The organism is Gammaproteobacteria bacterium, assembly GCA_003696665.1.
Lineage (GTDB): Bacteria > Pseudomonadota > Gammaproteobacteria > Enterobacterales.
This window is the reverse complement of the sequence record RFGJ01000021.1, coordinates 1-19519: the sequence shown is the minus strand read 5'-3', so window position 1 is coordinate 19519 and position 19519 is coordinate 1. Positions and strand designations below refer to the sequence as shown.

17 protein-coding genes are annotated in these 19519 nt (G+C 52.3%); 5 read left to right on the top strand and 12 right to left on the bottom strand.

Translation table 11 applies throughout. From position 1 onward, the window contains the following. The coding region (locus tag D6694_00580) for an OmpA family protein (protein RMH48405.1) at positions 1-561 on the top strand (561 nt) is incomplete at its 5' end. Positions 562-634: 73 nt separating this feature from the next. Here the strand turns inward: D6694_00580 and D6694_00575 are convergent. From D6694_00575 to fadB, 3 genes are all read right to left on the bottom strand, one after another. Further along, positions 635-1243: a hypothetical protein gene (locus tag D6694_00575; GenBank protein RMH48404.1), complete on the bottom strand. Its 609-nt coding sequence runs from the start codon at positions 1241-1243 to the stop codon at positions 635-637. A 179-nt stretch (positions 1244-1422) separates the two neighbouring features. Next, the gene (gene fadA, locus D6694_00570) at positions 1423-2586 is read right to left on the bottom strand and encodes an acetyl-CoA C-acyltransferase FadA (GenBank protein RMH48403.1); all 1164 of its coding nucleotides are present in this window, start codon (positions 2584-2586) and stop codon (positions 1423-1425) included. A 14-nt stretch (positions 2587-2600) separates the two neighbouring features. After that, the gene (gene fadB / locus D6694_00565) at positions 2601-4754 is read right to left on the bottom strand and encodes a fatty acid oxidation complex subunit alpha FadB (protein ID RMH48402.1); all 2154 of its coding nucleotides are present in this window, start codon (positions 4752-4754) and stop codon (positions 2601-2603) included. 257 nt (positions 4755-5011) lie between these two features. On the opposite strand from fadB, the gene D6694_00560 reads away from it, so the two are divergent. The 4 genes from D6694_00560 (at position 5012) to recG (ending at position 10013) form a co-directional block, all read left to right on the top strand. Beyond that, positions 5012-6337: a Xaa-Pro dipeptidase gene (locus D6694_00560; GenBank protein RMH48401.1), complete on the top strand. Its 1326-nt coding sequence runs from the start codon at positions 5012-5014 to the stop codon at positions 6335-6337. Then, on the top strand, positions 6337-6942 hold the full coding sequence (locus D6694_00555; protein ID RMH48400.1) for a YigZ family protein: 606 nt from the start codon (positions 6337-6339) through the stop codon (positions 6940-6942). Before D6694_00560 ends, D6694_00555 begins: the two co-directional genes overlap by 1 nt. A 72-nt stretch (positions 6943-7014) precedes the next feature. Then, positions 7015-7941 carry a hydrogen peroxide-inducible genes activator gene (locus tag D6694_00550; GenBank protein RMH48399.1) on the top strand — a complete coding sequence of 309 codons (927 nt, stop codon included), beginning with the start codon at positions 7015-7017 and terminating at the stop codon, positions 7939-7941. Further along, positions 7938-10013: an ATP-dependent DNA helicase RecG gene (gene recG / locus D6694_00545; protein RMH48398.1), complete on the top strand. Its 2076-nt coding sequence runs from the start codon at positions 7938-7940 to the stop codon at positions 10011-10013. The genes D6694_00550 and recG overlap by 4 nt, the downstream gene beginning before the upstream one ends. Here the strand turns inward: recG and D6694_00540 are convergent. From D6694_00540 to D6694_00500, 9 genes are all read right to left on the bottom strand, one after another. Beyond that, entirely contained in the window at positions 9998-11242 is a 1245-nt protein-coding gene (locus tag D6694_00540; GenBank protein RMH48397.1) for a hypothetical protein, read from the bottom strand. The two genes, recG and D6694_00540, sit on opposite strands and share 16 nt — an antisense overlap. A 334-nt stretch (positions 11243-11576) precedes the next feature. After that, entirely contained in the window at positions 11577-12431 is an 855-nt protein-coding gene (locus D6694_00535) for a methyltransferase domain-containing protein (protein ID RMH48396.1), read from the bottom strand. Next, a complete protein-coding gene (locus tag D6694_00530; protein RMH48395.1) occupies positions 12431-12814 on the bottom strand; it encodes a RidA family protein in 384 nt (127 codons plus the stop codon). Before D6694_00530 ends, D6694_00535 begins: the two co-directional genes overlap by 1 nt. 17 nt (positions 12815-12831) lie before the next feature. Next, positions 12832-14925, bottom strand: coding sequence for a guanosine-3',5'-bis(diphosphate) 3'-diphosphatase (locus tag D6694_00525; GenBank protein RMH48394.1), 2094 nt, complete (start codon positions 14923-14925; stop codon positions 12832-12834). 27 nt (positions 14926-14952) lie between these two features. After that, entirely contained in the window at positions 14953-15192 is a 240-nt protein-coding gene (locus D6694_00520; protein RMH48393.1) for a DNA-directed RNA polymerase subunit omega, read from the bottom strand. Positions 15193-15297: 105 nt separating this feature from the next. Beyond that, a complete protein-coding gene (locus tag D6694_00515) occupies positions 15298-15594 on the bottom strand; it encodes an RNA chaperone Hfq (protein ID RMH48392.1) in 297 nt (98 codons plus the stop codon). A gap of 89 nt (positions 15595-15683) precedes the next feature. Continuing rightward, on the bottom strand, positions 15684-16607 hold the full coding sequence (gene miaA / locus D6694_00510) for a tRNA (adenosine(37)-N6)-dimethylallyltransferase MiaA (GenBank protein ID RMH48391.1): 924 nt from the start codon (positions 16605-16607) through the stop codon (positions 15684-15686). Next, complete coding sequence (gene mutL / locus D6694_00505) at positions 16604-18226, bottom strand: DNA mismatch repair endonuclease MutL (protein ID RMH48390.1); 1623 nt, start codon at positions 18224-18226, stop codon at positions 16604-16606. Before mutL ends, miaA begins: the two co-directional genes overlap by 4 nt. A gap of 2 nt (positions 18227-18228) precedes the next feature. Then, on the bottom strand, positions 18229-19519 hold a 1291-nt coding region (locus D6694_00500), incomplete at its 5' end, for an AMIN domain-containing protein (protein RMH48389.1).

Below are 19519 nucleotides of genomic sequence, written 5' to 3'. Positions count from 1 at the left end.
GGGTGTCCGGTTGATGTTGATCAAGATGGGGTATCAGATAACGTCGATCAGTGTCCAGGCACACCAAAGGGTGTCGCAGTGGATGCACGCGGTTGCGCGCGTGATGATGACGGCGACAGCGTTCCCAACTATAAGGATCAATGCCCTGCCACACCAGCTGGTGCCGAGGTGGACGACAAGGGTTGTCGTAAACTTCTGAAGGAAACGGTGAGAATTTCGTTGGACATTAAATTCCCGAGCAACTCTTCCATGATTGATCCCAAGTACACCATTCAGATTAAAAAGGTTGCCGACTTTATGCGGCGGTTCCCAGACACCAAAGTGGTGATCGAAGGGCATACGGACTCAACGGGTTCTGCTTCCTATAACAAGTGGTTGTCTCAACGCCGCGCGGATGCTGTCGCACAATGGCTCGTCAACAAGTTTGGCATCGATGCCAAACGGGTTTCAGCCATTGGCTACGGTGAAGAGCGGCCAATTGCGGACAACAATACCGCCGAGGGTCGAGCGAAAAACCGTCGTGTCGTAGCGGCCATTTCGGCGACTGTCACCAAGCAGTAACCGCAGTACACATAAAAACAGGGGCGCAAGCCCCTGTTTTTATGTGGGTATCTTCCGTGTCTTAATGCTGCTATCAATGCAGAAGATCGCCGTGATTCCACGATATCTTGTCAATACCCAGCGGACTGGCGCTATTGGCTTCTAGAATTTTCGTCCGTTTTCGATACTCTGACAGTATTGCCTCAAGTTTTTCTGGCGAGCGAAAGCAGGCCCGCATCACCAACTCAATCAGTGCCGCGAACCGCTCAGCTAATTCCCGATAGACGCTTTGTTTTGGTACCGGCTGTTCTGCCAGATAATCATATGCAGCGCTCCCCATCCCAACAAAGTAGTCCTGATACAATCCCTTGCGCGCCCAGCGTTCAGGAAAGAGCGCTCCGGTCACCAGAGCTTGCTCTCCAAGTTTCTGCAAAAGCAGCCTCTTCTCCCACTCGTTGTCAGCCTCTCTGGCATCTTTATACAAAAGCGCTAAGGGGCGAATGACCCGACCTTCTGTTTCCACGACGAAAAGTTCATCAGTGACAGCCATCCGTGACAGCGTGTCGCCTAAATAGCAAATGGTTTCATATTGAGGCGATACTTGGTGCTCAGCCGTACAGGTTTCCAGTCGTTCTCTAAAAAACTTGTAAAGCACTTGTTTGAACACCTGATTGCGTCTCGACATAACACCGACACCCCACATCACTTTTTTCACAACCCTCTCTTTAAGGATTGTCGCCAATTACGGTGTTGTCAATGCCGAGTTTAGGAAGGTGACATCGAAAGACAGGCCACGAAACGGTGGATGTGGTTGACACGGAGGAGAAACAAAGAAGCCGCCACGGCTGGTGTGGCGGCCATTTTCAATCACAACATTACGAGTTAAACACGTTCCAGAACTGTGGCAATGCCCTGGCCCAGACCAATACACATGGTCGCCAGTCCCGTTTGCTTATTCTGAGACTTCATCAGATAAAGCAAAGTTGTGATAATCCGGGCCCCCGAGCAGCCTAGCGGATGACCTAAAGCAATCGCACCACCGTTGAGATTAACTTTCTCATCCATGACATCCAGCAAGTCTAACCCTTTAAGTACTGCAAGTGACTGTGCAGCAAAGGCCTCGTTAAGTTCAATCAGATCAATATCCGACAACTGCATGCCAGCACGCTTGAGCGTCTTTTTGACAGCCGGAACAGGCCCATAGCCCATGATCGCCGGCTCTATGCCGGCCACACCCATCGCGCGAATACGGGCCAATGGCTCGAGACCAAGCGCCTTTGCTTTTTCTTCCGACATCACAAGTAGTGCAGAAGCGCCATCCGAAATTGCAGAAGAGGTGCCCGCAGTCACGGTGCCATTCACCGGGTCGAATACCGGCTTCAGCTTCGCCATATCTTCGAGTGAAGTATCTGGGCGGATCACTTCATCACGATCACATTTCACCAACGCACCTGTCTGGTCATGTCCCTCAATGGGAACAATTTCATCCTTAAACCGCCCTTCAACGGTTGCCTGATGCGCACGCTGGTGTGATCGATAGCCGAACTCATCCTGTGCTTGCCGTGAAATGTTGTGTATGCGAGCCAACATTTCAGCCGTCAGTCCCATCATGCCTGAAGCACGCGCCGTATAACGCGCCAACTTGGGATCAAAATCAATCCCATGGTTCATCGGCACATGCCCCATATGCTCAACACCACCCACAATGAACACATCGCCATGACCAGTCATTATCGCCTGTGCCGCGCTGTGCAATGCCTGCATGGAGGAACCACACAACCGGTTGACGGTTTGGGCAGCGACATGATGCGGCAACTCAGCCAGCAATGCAGCATTGCGGGCAATATTGAAGCCCTGCTCAAGCGTTTGTTGTACGCATCCCCAGATCACATCCTCAATCTCGGCCGGCTCAACGCTCGGATTGCGAGCCAGTAAAGCCCGAATGAGCTGGGCTGACATTTCCTCGGCCCGGACGTTCCGAAACATGCCCCCCTTGGAGCGGCCCATGGCAGTACGAACTGCATCCACGATGACTACGTTTTTCATCAGTTTTCCCCCGCTCATGCGTGTTTAGGATAAAAGCCACGGCCTTCCGCCGCCATCTGACGCATGCCTTCCGTCGGCTGATACATCACGCCTAACTCGGCATATTTATCCGCCATATCGACAATGGTTTTGATACCCAGACTGTCGATATAACGAAGCGGACCACCCCTGAACGGTGGGAATCCCAGACCATAAATCAAACCAAGATCGGCTTCCGCCACAGTGGCCACGATGCCCTCCTCAACACACCGAACGACTTCAATCAACATCGGCAACATCATCCGTTCAATGATTTCTTGCTCGGAGAATTCTCGTGGCGACCCGCAGACGGGTTTGAGCAAGTCAAACACAGTTTCATCCAATTGCTTTTTCGGTTTGCCTTTTTTATCGGGCTCGTAAGCATAGAAGCCTCGTCCATTTTTCTGACCAAATCGTTCATTTTCGTAGAGCACATCCAAGGCGCTCCGAAAATCTCTTGCCATACGGTCAGGGAAGCCTTCGGCCATCACCGCAGTGGCGTGGTAACCAGTGTCAATGCCGACCACATCCAGCAAATACGCCGGTCCCATCGGCCAACCCCATTTTTCCATCACCTTGTCAATTTGCCGGAAATCAGCCCCATCCCGCAGTAACATATTGAAGGCCTTGAAATATGGGAACAGCACCCGGTTGACGTAGAACCCCGGGCAATCGTTGACCACGATCGGCGATTTCCCCATCGCTGCGGCCAAGGCGACCACCTGCGCAATGGTTTCATCGGATGTTTGTTCGCCGCGAATGACTTCGACCAATGGCATACGATGAACTGGGTTAAAAAAGTGCATGCCACAGAACTTGTCTGGCCGCTTCAAGTTCTTGGCCAAACGTGTGATGCTGATGGTCGAGGTATTTGAGGCCAAAATGGCATCTTCCCTAAGCAGCGCCTCTGTTTCAGCCAGCACGGCATCCTTGACCTTGGGATTTTCCACCACCGCTTCAACCACCACATCCGCATCCGCCACTTCCGCATATTTCAAAGTCGGAACAATGCGGTTTAACGTCTCCGCCATCTTCTCTACAGTGAGACGACCTTTATCGACGCGCTTTTGTAAATGCTTCGCCGCTTCGGACAAACCAAGCTGAAGCGCTTCTTCACGGATGTCTTTCATGACCACAGGCATGCCTTTGACAGCCGCCTGATAGGCGATACCGCCACCCATAATCCCTGCGCCCAAGACGGCCATCCGCTGGACCGGCTTGGCCTGCTTGGCCGCGCTTTTGGCTTGTTTCTTAAGAACCTGATCGTTGAGGAAGATGGTGATGAGACTCCTCGCGACTTCGGTCTTCGCTACTTTGACAAAGCCATCAGCCTCGACCGACAAAGCCTCGTCGCGCGCCATCCCTGCTGCCTTCTCGATGACATCAATGGCTGTCAATGGTGCCGGATAGTTCTTACCTGCCTTCGAAAGCACATAGGCCCGGGACGTTGCAAAGCTCATTTGTGCTTCCAGCATAGGCAACTTTAGCGGCCCTTTTTTCTGCTCACGCCGCCCCTTCCAGTCAATGTCGCCCGTAATGGCCGATTTCAACATGCGCAACGCGGCATCCTTAAGTGCCTCAGGCGCCACGACGGCATCAACTGCGCCCGCTTTCAACGCGTCTTCTGGTCGGACTGGGGCGCCTCCGGCAATCCATTCAATTGCATTGTCCGCCCCAATCAGACGCGGCAGTCGTGTGGTGCCTCCAAATCCCGGAATCAAACCGAGCTTTGTTTCCGGAAGACCAACCTGTGCGGACGTAGCGGCCACTCGAATATCGCACGCCAAGCACATTTCCATGCCGCCGCCAAACGCAATGCCGTTGATCGCCACGACACTCGGCACCGGCAAATCTTCAAAATCATTGAAAATGGCATTGGCATCCTTCAACCATTGGCGCAATTGTGCTTCCGGCGCCGCAAACAAGCCGAGAAACTCGGTAATGTCCGCGCCAACGATAAATTGTTCTTTCTGGCTAGTGACCAAAACACCGCGCAAATCATCGGTTGCTTTCAGCGCGTCCACCGCCTGACGAAATTCGTTCAGCGTCGACCGATCAAACTTGTTCACCGATCCTGAACTATCAAAACAAAGTTCCGCAATGCCTGGCTCTATCCAGTCACAACGCAACGAATCACCTTGAAACAACATGGTAAGTCTCCGTGTTGGTACGCTATCTCTGCACCAAATGGTGCATTCTTGCCGTTGGGCCATCAGTCTACGCCGAGCCAATCGACTCCGCAAGTCATGAGCATTGACCTAAGTCATTATCAAACAAGCATTTTTTGTAACTTGTTGAGTTTACTAACAAAACTGGTCATACCAGATTTTTTGCGTTGGCAGTGCGACGATTTGTGTCGTCATGCAGTATACTGTCGCCAAAGTATAGACAAGCGCACGGAAATAGGATGGATTGGAAGACACTTTTTGCTGAACACATCAAGGTTATCGACAAAAGATTTAATGATGCTCTGATAGCCGAAGGTTTATCTGGCGTCCTCATTGCAGCCGGTGAGCTGAAGCGTCAATTTCTGGATGACATGGATTATCCATTCAAGGTCAACCCACATTTCAAAACATGGGTGCCGTTGACACAGGCGGCTGGAAGCTGGATTGTCAAAGAAGTCAACAAACCACCGGTTCTGATTTTTTATTCACCGGATGATTATTGGCATGCGCCGGCCGACTTTGGTCCCGACTTTTGGCGCTCGCATTTTGTCGTCGAAACCGCACGAAGCGCAGACGAAGTCTGGGCTTATCTGCCCGAAGACCGTGCTGATTTTGCCTTTATCGGGGAATGGCAGCAAAAGCTCTCTCCCAGGCTAGGGCAGTTGGAAATCAATCCAGAACGGCTCCTTGCGCGTTTGCATTTTTATCGACAATTCAAAACTGAGTACGAAATTGAGGCCATAAAAGCTGCGAACACAAAAGCTGTCCGTGGACATTTGGCTGCCAAAGAGGCATTCCAGCAGAAAAAAAGCGAGCTCGACATTCATTTGGCGTATCTGTCCGCTGCGCACCACGCCGAACATGAATTACCCTATGGCAATATCGTGGCGCTCAACGAGCATGCCGCCATTTTGCACTATCAGCAACAAGTGACGACCCCTCCTGACAACCCGCTGAACTTTCTCATTGATGCCGGTGCTGAGCAGTTTGGTTACGCCGCAGACATCACTAGGACATATGCCTTCTCTGATGGACAGTGGCAGGAAGCCATCCAAGCCTTTGATGCTTTGCAGCGTTCACTTGTCGACGCAGTGCAGCCCGGTGTTTCATTTCCTGAGTTACATCACAAGGCGCACCAACTGATTTCTGCCTGGCTGATTGACTTCGGATTTGTGCAGGGCGCTCCTGAACATATCGTCGAAAGTGGGCTTAGTCGAGCATTCTTCCCGCATGGGTTAGGGCATTTTATCGGTTTACAGGTGCACGACGTCGCCGGCAAGCAAGCCAACGCCGAAGGCGAACGATTGCCCCAACCGGAGCACCATCCCTATCTACGTTTGTTGCACGAGCTGCAACCTGGGCATGTGGTGACCGTAGAGCCTGGTGTCTATTTCATCCCATCGTTGCTAAAACCGTGGCGCAACAGTGACCACCGTGACATGGTCAATTGGGCCAAAGTGGATGAATACATGCCCTATGGCGGCATCCGTATTGAAGATGATGTGGTTGTGACCGAGAACGGTCACCGTAATTTAACCCGCGAAGCCTTTGACGAACAGGCGTAATGACTGGCGATAATCATTACCTTGTCCCAGCTCGGCCTGCGCGTGCCGAGCTGGAAGTCAAGCGCTCTCGGTTTATCGCGGATATTGCACGCGCATCAACGGCCGAGGAAGCGCGCGCCTTTGTCGAACGGATTCGCGCCGAATTCCCGGACGCTACCCACCACTGCTGGGCGTTTCAAGCTGGCCCGCCGGGTGACACGAGAGCCATCGGCTGCTCAGATGATGGGGAGCCACATGGCACCGCAGGACGGCCGATGCTCAACGTGCTCCTACACGCGCCGGTCGGTGAAGTAGTCGCTGTGGTAACACGCTATTTTGGTGGCACCAAACTCGGCACTGGCGGTTTGGCACGCGCCTATGCCGATGCGGTCACACTGGCGCTTGCGCAATTGGAAACCGAACGCGTACAACAACTACAGAAACGGACCATTGTTGCTGATTACCGCCAGTGGTCGTCATTGGAGCATTGGCTTAAACAGTGGCATGCTGAGATCCTAGAGATAACCTACGATAGTCAGGTGCGGGCGGTTATCGCCATTGCCGAACAATATCTTCCGGCGCTTCAAACACACTGCGCGCAGTCGAAAATCACACTCTTATCATAGATGATTAAATGGGGCTTGGTGTCTTTCCCAATTTGCCGTAACCTCAAATAAAAACATCAACCGGTCCAGCGTATGACCTTAACAGAACTGCGTTATGTGCTTGCTGTCGCGCGCTTTCAGCATTTTGGTCGGGCTGCACAGTATTGTCATGTTAGTCAACCGACCTTAAGCGTGGGCATTCAAAAACTTGAAGACAGGCTCGGGCTCACGATCTTTCACCGTAGTCGTAGCGGCGTTCAGCTCACGGCGGAAGGCGAAGAAGTGGTGCGTCGTGCCCAGCAGATAGTGGAAATGGCGGACAACCTTAGAGCATGGAGTCGCAACACAGCACAAACACAATCTGGCTTGCTCCGACTAGGCGGCATTTTTACCGTCACCCCTTACTTGTTGCCCGCGCTCATTCCTAAGCTGCGTCAAACACTACCAGACGTCCCGTTACGCTTGGATGAAGACTATACTGCCAACCTACGGCGTAAGCTGCGTCGGGGCGAATTAGATGTCATTATCGTCGCTCGCCCTTTTGAAGAACCTGATTGCACCATCATTGATTTATATGACGAAGACTTCATCGCCGTCGTGCCCAAGGCGCATCCATTGGCCAAAGTCGAACAGCTTACATTGGACGAAATGGCTAAGCATCGGCTGCTGCTGCTTGGACCCGGCCATTGTTTTCGGGATCAAATTCTTGCCCTCTGCCCACAGTGCCAGAGCGCCGTTGATGATGAGCTTGACGAAGTGATACAAGGCAGCTCGCTGGCCACCCTGACTCATATGGTCACCTCAGGCATCGGTGTGACCGTGCTCCCGGCGACGGCCCAAAATCAGCATGAGCACTCAGGGGACTTGCTATGTTTTAAACAATTTGCCGCCCCTGTGCCTCGACGCCGTGTCTGCCTGGTCTATCGTCACTCGTTCGCTCGACACGCCGTCGCTGAAAAACTGGCGCAAATCATACGTCAACTTCGGCTTCCCGGAACCAGTGCGGTCACACAAGCATGAGTGCCTGGTACGACTTACCATTAACCACGCTCTCAGGGGTTGGCGGAAAGGTTGCCGAACGCTTCGCACGCATCGGTATACATGCCATCCGAGATCTTTTATTTCATTTGCCGATGCGTTACGAAGACCGCACTCGGCTTGTGCCAATCCGATCACTGTTGCCTAATCGCAACGCTTTGATCGATGGTGAGATAACGCATGTCGAAGTCCGAAATGGACGACGCCGCACCCTTACGGTGACACTGTCCGATAACACTGGCTGGTTGACCATCCGCTTTTTTCATTTCAAGCAGGCACAAGCACAACGCCTACGCATCGGAATGCGATTACGTTGCTTTGGTGAAGTCAGGACTGGCTTGTCTGGCCTTACAATGGTTCACCCGGAATACCAAGTCTACCAGCCACCCAACACGCCACCACTGGCCTCACACCTGACGCCGGTCTATCCAGTCACAAGCGGCATCACACAACACCGCATCCGTGGTCTTATCGAACAAGTGCTGGCGCGACTGCGCGTAACACCCATAGACGATGTACTGCAAACTTGGTGGCAAAATCCATCCATGCCAACCCTCTCCGAGGCCTTGAGCCTGATACATCAGCCCCCTGTAGGGACCGATGTGACCACTCTGGTCGAAGGGACGCATCCAGCATGCCAGCGGCTCATTCTTGAAGAATTGATAGCCCATCAAGTAGGACTTCGACTGGCCCGTACTCAAATTCGACAGCAACCCACGTTTGTCACAGGTTGTGGCAACTGGCAGCGGCAACTGGCGTCACAGTTGCCCTTCAACCTCACCCATGCGCAAAAACGGGTCATTCGCGAAATCAACGAAAATTTTGCCGTGGGAAAACCGATGATGCGACTCGTCCAAGGTGACGTTGGTAGTGGCAAAACCCTTGTTGCAGCGATGGCTGCCCTGCCAATACTCGAAGCGGGTTGGCAAGTGGCGTTGATGGCGCCCACAGAAATATTGGCCGAGCAGCACCTGACCAATTTCACACGGTGGTTGCGTCCTTTCGACGTCAAAGTGTTGTGGCTTGCCGGAAGCCAGACACGTTCGGAAAAGAAAAAAACATTGGAAGCCATTCAATCGCCTGAGCCCCTCATGGTGATTGGCACCCACGCCCTGTTTCAAGAAAATGTCGAATTCGCCAACTTGGCACTGGTTATCGTCGACGAACAGCACCGCTTTGGCGTGCATCAGCGGCTTGCGTTGACACATAAAGGCAAAACGCCGTGCGGACGCATGCCACATCAATTAATCATGACCGCCACTCCTATCCCGAGAACACTGGCCATGACCGCTTATGCGGATTTGGACGTCAGTATCATTGATGAATTACCCCCCGGAAGGAAACCCATCACCACCGTGGTAGTCAGCGAAGCGCGACGTGAAGAAGTCATTCAGCGAGTCCGAAATCAGTGTCAAAACGGCCGACAAGCCTACTGGGTCTGCACATTGATTGACGAGTCGGAAACGCTGCAAGCGCAAGCAGCGGAAAGTACAGCCAAAGCCTTGTTAGAGCGCCTGCCTGATGTACGCATTGGTCTTGTCCATGGCCGGATGAAAAACGAACAGAAAGAGGCCGTCATGACCGCATTCAAGCAAGGCGACATTGATCTGTTGGTAGCAACTACGGTGATTGAAGTCGGCGTCGATGTGCCTAACGCATCACTGATGATTATCGAAAACCCGGAACGACTCGGGCTTGCCCAGTTGCATCAATTGCGCGGACGTGTGGGTCGCGGTGAGCACCAAAGTTATTGTGTGTTAATGTATAAGCCGCCGTTGTCACCGCATGCCAAACAGCGATTACAAACCATGCGCGAGACGCAAGACGGCTTCTTGATCGCCGAGGCCGACTTGAAACTGCGCGGCCCCGGTGAAATTCTGGGCACACGCCAAACGGGAACATTGCGTTTCAAAATTGCCGATATCGGCCGTGATCAATATCTGCTGCCTACGGCCACCAAAATCGCCAACCGAATTGCCGAGGAAGCACCAGCGCTTGTTGAACCCCTGACTGAGCGGTGGCTGGCGGGCGCCATTCACTACGCTGAAGCCTGAACTTCCGACGGCGTCAGACAGTACCCCAACATAAACAGTGCCGCTTCCAACGCTCTGAGCCGCTCATCCTCCTCCAGGCTGACAAAACCAGAGCGGGTATCATTTGCCAAAACAGCCTGCAATAACCAGGATGCATAAATATTTTCACGCAAGCGTTGAGGCCCATTGCTCATCTTTGGAAATAGATCTTCTTCTGGGGGATTTGGATCCCGCTTTGATTCGGTCGCACGCGAAAAGCGCAAGCAATCTGGGATGTAAGAAGAAAGCCGCGGCACACCATTGGGCTGACGTTGTTTTTCTTCAGCCCATTTCCGAACCAAGTAAGCTAGTGCGCTGGCAACACGCCCATCGTAAATAATAAAGCCGTCAATGAGCAACGAGAAGACTTTAGTGGTTCCCGAATCAATCTGGATTTGGCTTAAAATTTTTCGGTTACGCGGCCACACACCAGTGTTCAGAATATCCTTCAGTAATGTCACTTGCGCATGAACCGACAAGACCAGTTTTTGTTTATCGGTATCAATCAAGTATTTCCATGTTGAGGCAACATACTGTCGATGTGCAACGCCGCCCCAACTCAGAACCTCTAAAATAAGAACTGCCAACACGTTTTGATTTGATGCAGCAAGTGCGCGTTTAAGTCGCTGAGCAAGATCGCCTAAATAAATCGCGGTCTCCCGGTAGCCACATCCACAACTGCTCGGCCAATGATACTTACGAAACGCCTCCCAAAGAGAACCTGCCGTAAATAGCGAGCCTTTTCGCAAGCCACACTTTCGACAACCTTTTACCCATTTGTAACCATGCTCAAATGGTAACCGTTCAAGCCCATCTCTCAACCATTGAACAAAGTCGTTTGCACATCTTAAAAACTCATCTCGAACAAGCCAATCGTCACTGATCGCCTGACTATACCTGCTCGTCGTACGCCGCACCGGTTGATTTATCTTATTGTCATGATTGGCCTGTTCCATTAGACAAAATCGCCATACATTTCGCACTTTATCTAAATGTTTGCTTTTGCGAGGGTCACCTTGGCGGAATTCGTCCCATTCGACATCAGGCACGTTAATCGGCTTGCAATAGCTCTGCAAAAAGGTCAAGACTGCGTAATATCGACCGCTTTCCGTTCTATCAGCCAAAATCTCGCTGGCCTCGGTGCGCACGTCATCAAACGAAAAAATCCTTGGCAATTCAACTTCACGAAACAATCTGTCTTTATCCGCCATTCCAATATCCCTTCTATTAACCGCACAGCTCATTTAACAAATACACTGAATAGTAGAAAGCTTAAAGAACACTCAGGTCGTATCGAATTGAGCTTTAAATTGACGATTTAAGGTTCGATGACACGGCATATCGATGACACCGGCCACGAGATCAATCGGCATTGAAATAATGGACACTCGCTTAATCGATTCACGATTCTGCGTGAGTTTTTTCATGTGTCGAGGTCTCAAAAGTATTCGACTTGGACACGTAGCACAATGCTCGGACGGATAGAATCTTTCCAAGCGATGCCCCTAGATAGCTTAGGGAAAACCACCCAGACCCAAGAACCGACTACAAAGTGGGTGCTCTTTTCAACAACACACCGCGCAGCGGACGCCCATCGGCAAGCGTCCGCTGTTGGTCGATGACAACAACCCAATTTGGCAAAACGTTCATCGGTTCTTCGGGAGCCAATAAAAATGCGGGATTTTTCGGTTTGCCAAATTTGGCCGCCTCCGCCGTGAATGTCTCTAATAGGTAATAGGCACCACGCACCGTCCAAGCGTCGAGGTAAGCCCAAAGGGAACGGAGTAAGAAACGGCACTGTATAATTAAATGAAATGGCGTATCAAAAGCCTCAGCGGATGCCTGCCGAAGATCCATGGCCATTCCATCAATGGTCACTTGCCAATCCTTCGCCGACACTTGCATGCGCTCGAGCAATTCTGGACGTTGTTCAACCGCCATAACCTGCCAGCCTCGTTGCGCTAAATACAACGACTCGCGTCCTGTGCCCGCGCCAAGGTCTAGCGCTCGGCCCGGACCACCCAGCGAACGCTCGATACCATCAATGTGTTCCGATAAAAACGGAGTGGGCGCCCACAAACGTCGAGTCGGGGGACCATGCGACCACCAGTCAGGGATAGGCTCAGGGTTGACGCTCCAGGCGCCCTTAATTGGCCAGCCTCGACACTGAAGCCAAGGTATGGCTTCATTCAACACCGGTGCCACACCAATGAGAATGAGCGGAGTGCCGGCGGGAGGCAGTTCATGAAGCCTGAGCGGTAAGCGAGCCCATGGAATATTGGCACTGTTTGGCAAATGGGCAGCCGCAAAATCATCGGCCGAACGAATGTCGAGCACAGGCTCTAAAGCCAAGGATTGCCATTTGTCTTGGCTTAACCAATTGGCAAGGGGCAGCGCCATTACTTCAACGATAGCACACCTTCGATTTCGATCTGCGCCCCCTTAGGCAAAGCGCTGACTTCCACGGCTGCCCGGGCCGGATAGGGTGCCTCGAAATATTGGGCCATGATTTCGTTGACGGTCGCGAAGTTGGTCAAATCCGTCAAATAAATGTTAACTTTAACAAGCTGGTTCAATGAATGGCCAGCCGCCTCGCAGATGGCCGCCAGATTCTTAAAAACACGGTGGGTCTGCTCAGCAAAATCGTCCGACACCATTTCCATGGTGACCGGATCAAGCGGAATTTGGCCCGAGATAAACATCAGGTCGCCCACGGCAACTGCTTGGGAATAGGTCCCAATTGCGGCCGGTGCCTTGTCCGTATGCAGTACAGATTTTGTCATAATCTCACCTCTTGTTTTCAAATCCGCCCAATACGCAACACTGCAGGATGACGACGCAATCGCTTGATAATTCTCGCCAAATGCACACGATCACGGACTGCAATTTGGAATGTCAGGGTATTCGTCTGACCGTCGTCGCGGCTGACGGAAACATCAATGATATTACCCTCTTCGGCGGCAATCAGGTGTGTCAGTCCTGCCAAAACGCCCCGACGATTGAATACCACAACACGCAAGACGCTCGCATACTCACCTTCAACATGCTCCTCCCAAGCCACGGACAACAAACGATCGGCGTCACCGCGCAGTGATTCGACCTTGCTGCAACTTTCACGATGAATGCGTATTCCCTTGCCAGGCATGGTCTCACCGATAATCGGATCGCCGGGGATGGGATGGCAGCACTCGGCAAACGCCAAAATCAGCCCCTCGGTTCCCTTAATTGCGAGCGGTTTGGTTTGGCTGTTTTCCTCACCCTCTCGCTCTTCTAGCATCAACTTTTTCGCTAATACTTGCGCAGGCACCACACCAAGGCCAACATCCATCATTAGTTCATCCAAAGACTTGTATTTCGATCCTTTAAGCAGTTTTTCCTTGGCGTCGTCGGACAATGTCTCAAGCTCTTGCCCGTTGAGCGCCTTTGCCAGCAATCGCTTGCCCAGCTGAATGGCCTCGTCCTGGCGAATAGAACGCAAGTAATGACGGATGTTAGCACGCGCTTTGGCTGTCTTAACAAACGACAGCCAACTCGGATTTGGCCGCGCGCCGGGCGCAGTCACAATCATCACCGTTTGGCCATTGACCAGAGGCGTCGATAAAGGCGCCAGCTTTCCGTCAATGCGGCAGGCAATGCAACTGTTGCCGACATCTGTGTGAATGGCATAGGCAAAATCCACTGGGGTTGCGCCTCTGGGCAATTCGACGATGTTGCCATCTGGTGTGAAGACATAGACTTCGTCCGGGAACAGATCAATTTTGACGTGTTCAATAAAATCCAATGACGAATCGGTGCGATCTTGATATTCGAGCAAGTTCTGCATCCATTCCCGGGCTCTAATTTCTGCCGGGTTGGCATTGTCGCCAGTTTTATACAGCCAGTGGGCCGCCACGCCTTTTTCTGCCATCTGGTGCATTTCTTCAGTTCTTATCTGGACCTCGATATGCAGCCCTTGAGGAGATTTCAGTGTGGTGTGTAGCGACTGATAACCATTGACCTTGGGAATCGCGATGTAATCTTTGAAACGATCTGGCACTGGTTTGAAGAGATTATGTATTTGCCCAAGTACCCGATAACATGAATCCACGGTGTCGGTAATGACTCGAAAACCATACACATCCATAATGGATTGAAAGCTGGCACGCTTTCGTTTCATTTTTTGGTAAATCGAATACAGAGATTTCTGTCTCGCCTGAACTGTTGCCTGAATGCCTGCCGCTTTTAGCCGCTGGCTGATTTGCATCTGGATGTCGTCAATAATTTCTTGACGATGGCCTCGAGCCTTCCTAACGGCTTGCTCCAGAATCCGATAGCGCATCGGATACATCGCCTGAAAACCGAGCCGTTCATACTCAGCCCGTATCGTATAAATGCCTAGACGATTAGCAATGGGGGCGTAAATTTCCAGCGTTTCTTGCGCTATCCTGCGACGCCTTTTCGGTTCCAACGGGCCAAGCGTGCGCATGTTATGAAGTCGATCAGCCAATTTTATGAGAATGACGCGAATGTCGCGCACCATGGCCATCATCATCTTGCGGAAATTTTCGGCTTGCGCTTCAGCCTTGGTGGAAAACTTAATCTGGGTTAGCTTTGTCACCCCTTCAACCAAATCCGCGATGGTTTCACCAAACTTCTCGGCAATATCTTCACGCGATACTTCCGTGTCTTCAATCACGTCATGCAACAGTGCGGCCACAATGGTCTGATAATCCATATGCATGTCGGCCAAAATATGGGCGACTGCAACAGGGTGGGTGATGTACGGATCACCTGAACTTCGTGTCTGACCTTCGTGCGCGTCACGCGCCAATAAATAGGCCTGTTCGACCTTTTCGAGCTGTTCAGCGGGGAGATAGGTGCTTAGCTTTTCTTTGAGTGGGGAAATCAGGTACACAGCCAAGCACCTTTGACACAATTGAACTTACTGATTTTCAACCTCAAGAAAAACTGGCTTATCTTCGTCGCCTTCCAACATCTCAGGCGTCAGAAAGCCTTCTTCAATCTCACGCAAAGCAACCACGGTCGGCTTGTCGTTATCCCAATCAACCAAAGGCTCCTTGCCCTCCACCGAAAGCTGGCGGGCGCGTTTCGCAGCCAGCAGGACAAGGTCGAATCGGTTACCGATTCGATTGACAGCATCTTCAACGGTCACTCGGGCCATAGGGTTCTCCTTCTCAAATCAGACAATGACGCCCCGCCATATCATGACAGGGCGCTGATGACCACTATTCTACCGTAAGCCGTAAAGGCGGGCAAAAGAGAATATTTATTCCTCAATGGTATTGCCAGGCATGGGCTCGTCGTCATCGCCATTATCGTCTTGAAAATGGTTCCGACCACCGCCTAAGTGTGGTAGACGAACGTTACGCGACGGAACCACCGTGGAGATGGCGTGCTTATACACCATTTGACTGACTTGGTTTTTCAACAAGACGACAAACTGGTCGAATGACTCGATTTGGCCCTGAAGCTTAATTCCATTGACAAGGTAAATTGCAACCGGCACACGTTCACGACGCAAGGCATTCAAGAAAGGATCCTGTAAAGATTGCCCCTTGGACATTGGTAGCTCTCCTCGGTTTTATTGTTTTTATATCCAATCACATTGGACGCAGACTGTCTTTTAACTATAGCAGTTTTGTCAAGAGCCTGCTAAATCTGTCTCTCAATCCACTTGGCCAAATCGGCCACTTTATGGGTACACAACGGGTCCAACCGCATATCCAGCGGCCATTTGCGCAACCAGGTCATTTGCCGTTTTGCCAGTTGCCCAGTTGCGATGATGGCACGCGTCCGCATTTCGGTAAAGGTGTACTTGCCATCCAAATACTCCCACATTTGCCGATAGCCAACACTACGCATGGACGGGAGATCTAGGTGAAGATCCGAACGCGCCTTCAGAGCACGCACTTCAGTTTCAAACCCCTGGGCCAGCATGACATCAAACCGCCCTTCGATGCGTGGCATCAATGCTTGGCGATGCTCAGGCACCAGCCCGATTTGTGCCGCTTTCCAGCGCGGTGTTTGCGTTCCCTTTTGCCACTCGCTAAGGGGCTTGCCGGAAACCTGATACACCTCCAATGCACGTTGCAATCGTTGGGGGTCATTTGGGTGAATGCGCGCTGCACTGACCGGATCAACCTGCCTGAGACACGCATGAACATAACCCCACCCTTTTTCACTGGCCATCGCACAAATCTGTTGCCGAACCTCTGGATCCGCCGAAGGGAGCTGCGCAAGCCCAAATAACAGCGAACGCAGATACATCATTGTGCCGCCAACCAAGAGCGGCACTCGACCGCGCGCCCGTATGTCGTGGATGGCCTGCTCAGCATCCCGCACAAACTCTGCCGTCGAGTAACTTTCAGCGGGATCGAGAATATCGATGAGATGATGCCGACATTGTTGGCGTTCAGCCCAGGTCGGTTTGGCCGTGCCAATGTCCATGCCTCGGTAAACCAGAGCTGAATCCACACTGACGATTTCACACGGTAAATACGAGGCCAACTCGAGTGCTAACCCACTCTTACCACTGGCGGTCGGTCCGACAAGCGTCACAAAGTCTACGCCGCTCATAGGCCACCCTCAAATAAACGCTGCAATCCCTTAGTGGTCAACGGCCTCGCACAAACCACTCGATCTGCTTTAGACATTTGCGTCAACCAACTCGCGACAAAGGCACAACCGCTGTCCAGCCACGCCTCTGGCGGCCTTTCGGACTCCGGGGGCTGACCAAACATCAAGGCACGCGCCATGGATTCATCCAGCCCTGCGCACAACGATGGCACACTTAATAGTGTCCATTCATTCGTTTCGTCATCATAGAGCATCTCACAGCCAAGTCGAGCGATGGTCTGTTGTTCCTCCGGACGTAGAGGCCATCGCCATGGCAGCAACAGGCGCGTCGTGTGCCGTATTTCGGTGAGCAATCTGTTGGCACTGGACCAAATTCTCGCCGCATCCACAATGTACAATTGATGCTGCCATTCACCGATCCAGAAATGGGCCTGCCGCCACCACAGATGACTTTGTTCATGCGGTGCTTTGGTCAAAGCTTGCCACAATGACGGGCCATAATCGGGTACCTGTTCTTGTACGCGCACCCGCCGAGACACTGGCGCAGAAACGGTGGCCTGCTTAGCGGGCACGGCTGTCACTGTCATATTGGCGTTCACGCTATCGTGGTCGGACACGAGTGTGTTCCGAATGGCTTGAACAATAAAATCGTGAATATCACGGCTTTGCTGGAATCGAACCTCATGCTTGGTGGGATGCACATTGACATCCACTTCATCGGCAGGCACAACCAAATAGACGATGTACGCTGGCGCCCGCCCCGTTGGCAATAGATCCTGGTAGGCTTCGCGCATCGCGTGCATGAGCATGCGGTCACGCACAGGGCGCCCATTGACGAAAAAATATTGCATGTCTGTCTGATTGCGATGAAACGCAGCCCCTGCCACACGGCCCGATAACAACCATTTGTGATGCGCGACTTCAAAGTCGTGGCTTGCCTCGACAAACTTCCGGCCAAGCAAGCGCTGAATGCGCAGTGTTTCTGCTGTCGGTGAATGGGCGGCGGGCAACTGCCAAATGGCGCGTCCATTGTGTGTCAGGCTAAAGGCAACGTGCGGATGACTCAGTGCCAACCGAATCACCGTGTCTTGAACATGCAGAAATTCCGTCCGTTCGGCCCGAAGAAAATGTCGTCGCGCTGGTGTGTTGAAAAACAAATCTTGAACGATCACCGTTGTGCCTTTAGGGCCACTCGCTGGCACCAAAGGCGGGAGTTGGCCACTGCCGGCTACCTGAACTTGCCAAGCCTTATCACTTCCCTCAATGCGTGACCGCAAGGTGACTCGAGCCACCGAGGCGATACTGGCCAACGCTTCTCCACGAAACCCGAGCGAACCAATATGCATCAGATCCTTGGTCGTTCTGATTTTGCTGGTGGCATGACGCGTCAAGGCCAATTGCAAATCGTCGGGATGTATACCGTGCCCGTCATCAGTCACCTGGATTTTCTGCTTGCCCCCCGCGTCCACCACAATATCAATGCGACTGGCCTGTGCATCAAGGCTATTCTCCACTAGTTCTTTCAGCACGGAGGCCGGACGCTCGACCACTTCACCGGCCGCGATCTGATTAGCAACCAGTGGCGGTAATCGCCCAATACGTGGCACCTGAGTTGTCATCGTCACGAGCTCGGCGGTATGACCAGCGTTTGCCCAACCCGAACAACCGATGACCGAATTTGATTCGCTTGTTTCAGTTTCCGTACGCTGACGCCATAACGGCGGGCAATGCCGGAGAGTGTATCACCTCGTTTCACCACGTGCTTGATGCGGCGGCTTCGATGTTCAAGCGCCATACGCGTCCCTTCAGGCGGATGCGCCCGGAGATAATCCATCACACCATTCGCCAATGCCTGTGCATAGCGCCGCTGGTAACTGCGCGATGTGAGATTTCTTTCATCATGAGGATTCGAGATGAAGCCCGTCTCGACGAGCACAGAGGGAATGCCGGGCTGTTTAAGCACCACAAAAGCCGCCTGCCGCGGGTGTCGGCTATGGAGCGGCGTCAGCTTGCCGATGTGCGGCAATATCCGGTTGGCCATTTCGATACTGGAACCCAAAGCATACTCTAGTGACAAACTAACCAACACTTTGGCGACCTGTTCATCGAACTGGGCCAAATCCAGATCATCCGCGACGCCAAGCAAATCCACGTTCTCGCGCGACTCCAGCCAGCGTCCCAGTTCCGAGTTGGATCCCTTTGTCGAAAGCGTCCAAATGGAGCTCCCGCGCACGTGCTTATTTTTGAAGGCATCCGCATGAATGGAAACAAACAGGTGGGCGCGACGTTGCTGTGCGATTTCTGTGCGTTTTCGTAAGCCAATGTAATAGTCGCCCGTTCGCGTCAGGAACGCATTGACGCCCGGTTTTTTGTTCAACGCTTCAACCAGTGCTTTAGCAACGGCCAATGTGATATCTTTTTCTTTGTGACCAGAGACGCCAATGGCTCCTGGGTCTTCACCGCCATGGCCGGGGTCCACCGCAATAATGACGTCACCTGCCTTCGGCTCAACCGGCTTCTTTGGTCGCATTGTCGAGTCAAGGAGGTCAATGACAAGCCGATGGCCATATTGTAAATAGGGCTTCAGCTGAAACGCTTTCGGGGTGGCCGGGCGCTTTAAATCCACCACCAGACGCAAGCCACCCGCTTGTTTGTTTTCCGACTTTCGAACTCGCTCAATCAGATCGGAATTGCTCTTGATGGCATCCATACGCATGCCAAAACGGGTATTTGGTAAATCGATGACGACTCTGTCAGGATGACTGAGCGTAAAAACCTTTTCTTTGACTGGCCCCGAGAGATCGATCACCATGCGCGTCCGTTCTGGTGACTGCCAAAACCGTATCCCTTGCACCGACACACTTGCGGCAAAGGACCAGCCACTCAGAAAAAGACAAAATAGGCTGACGATG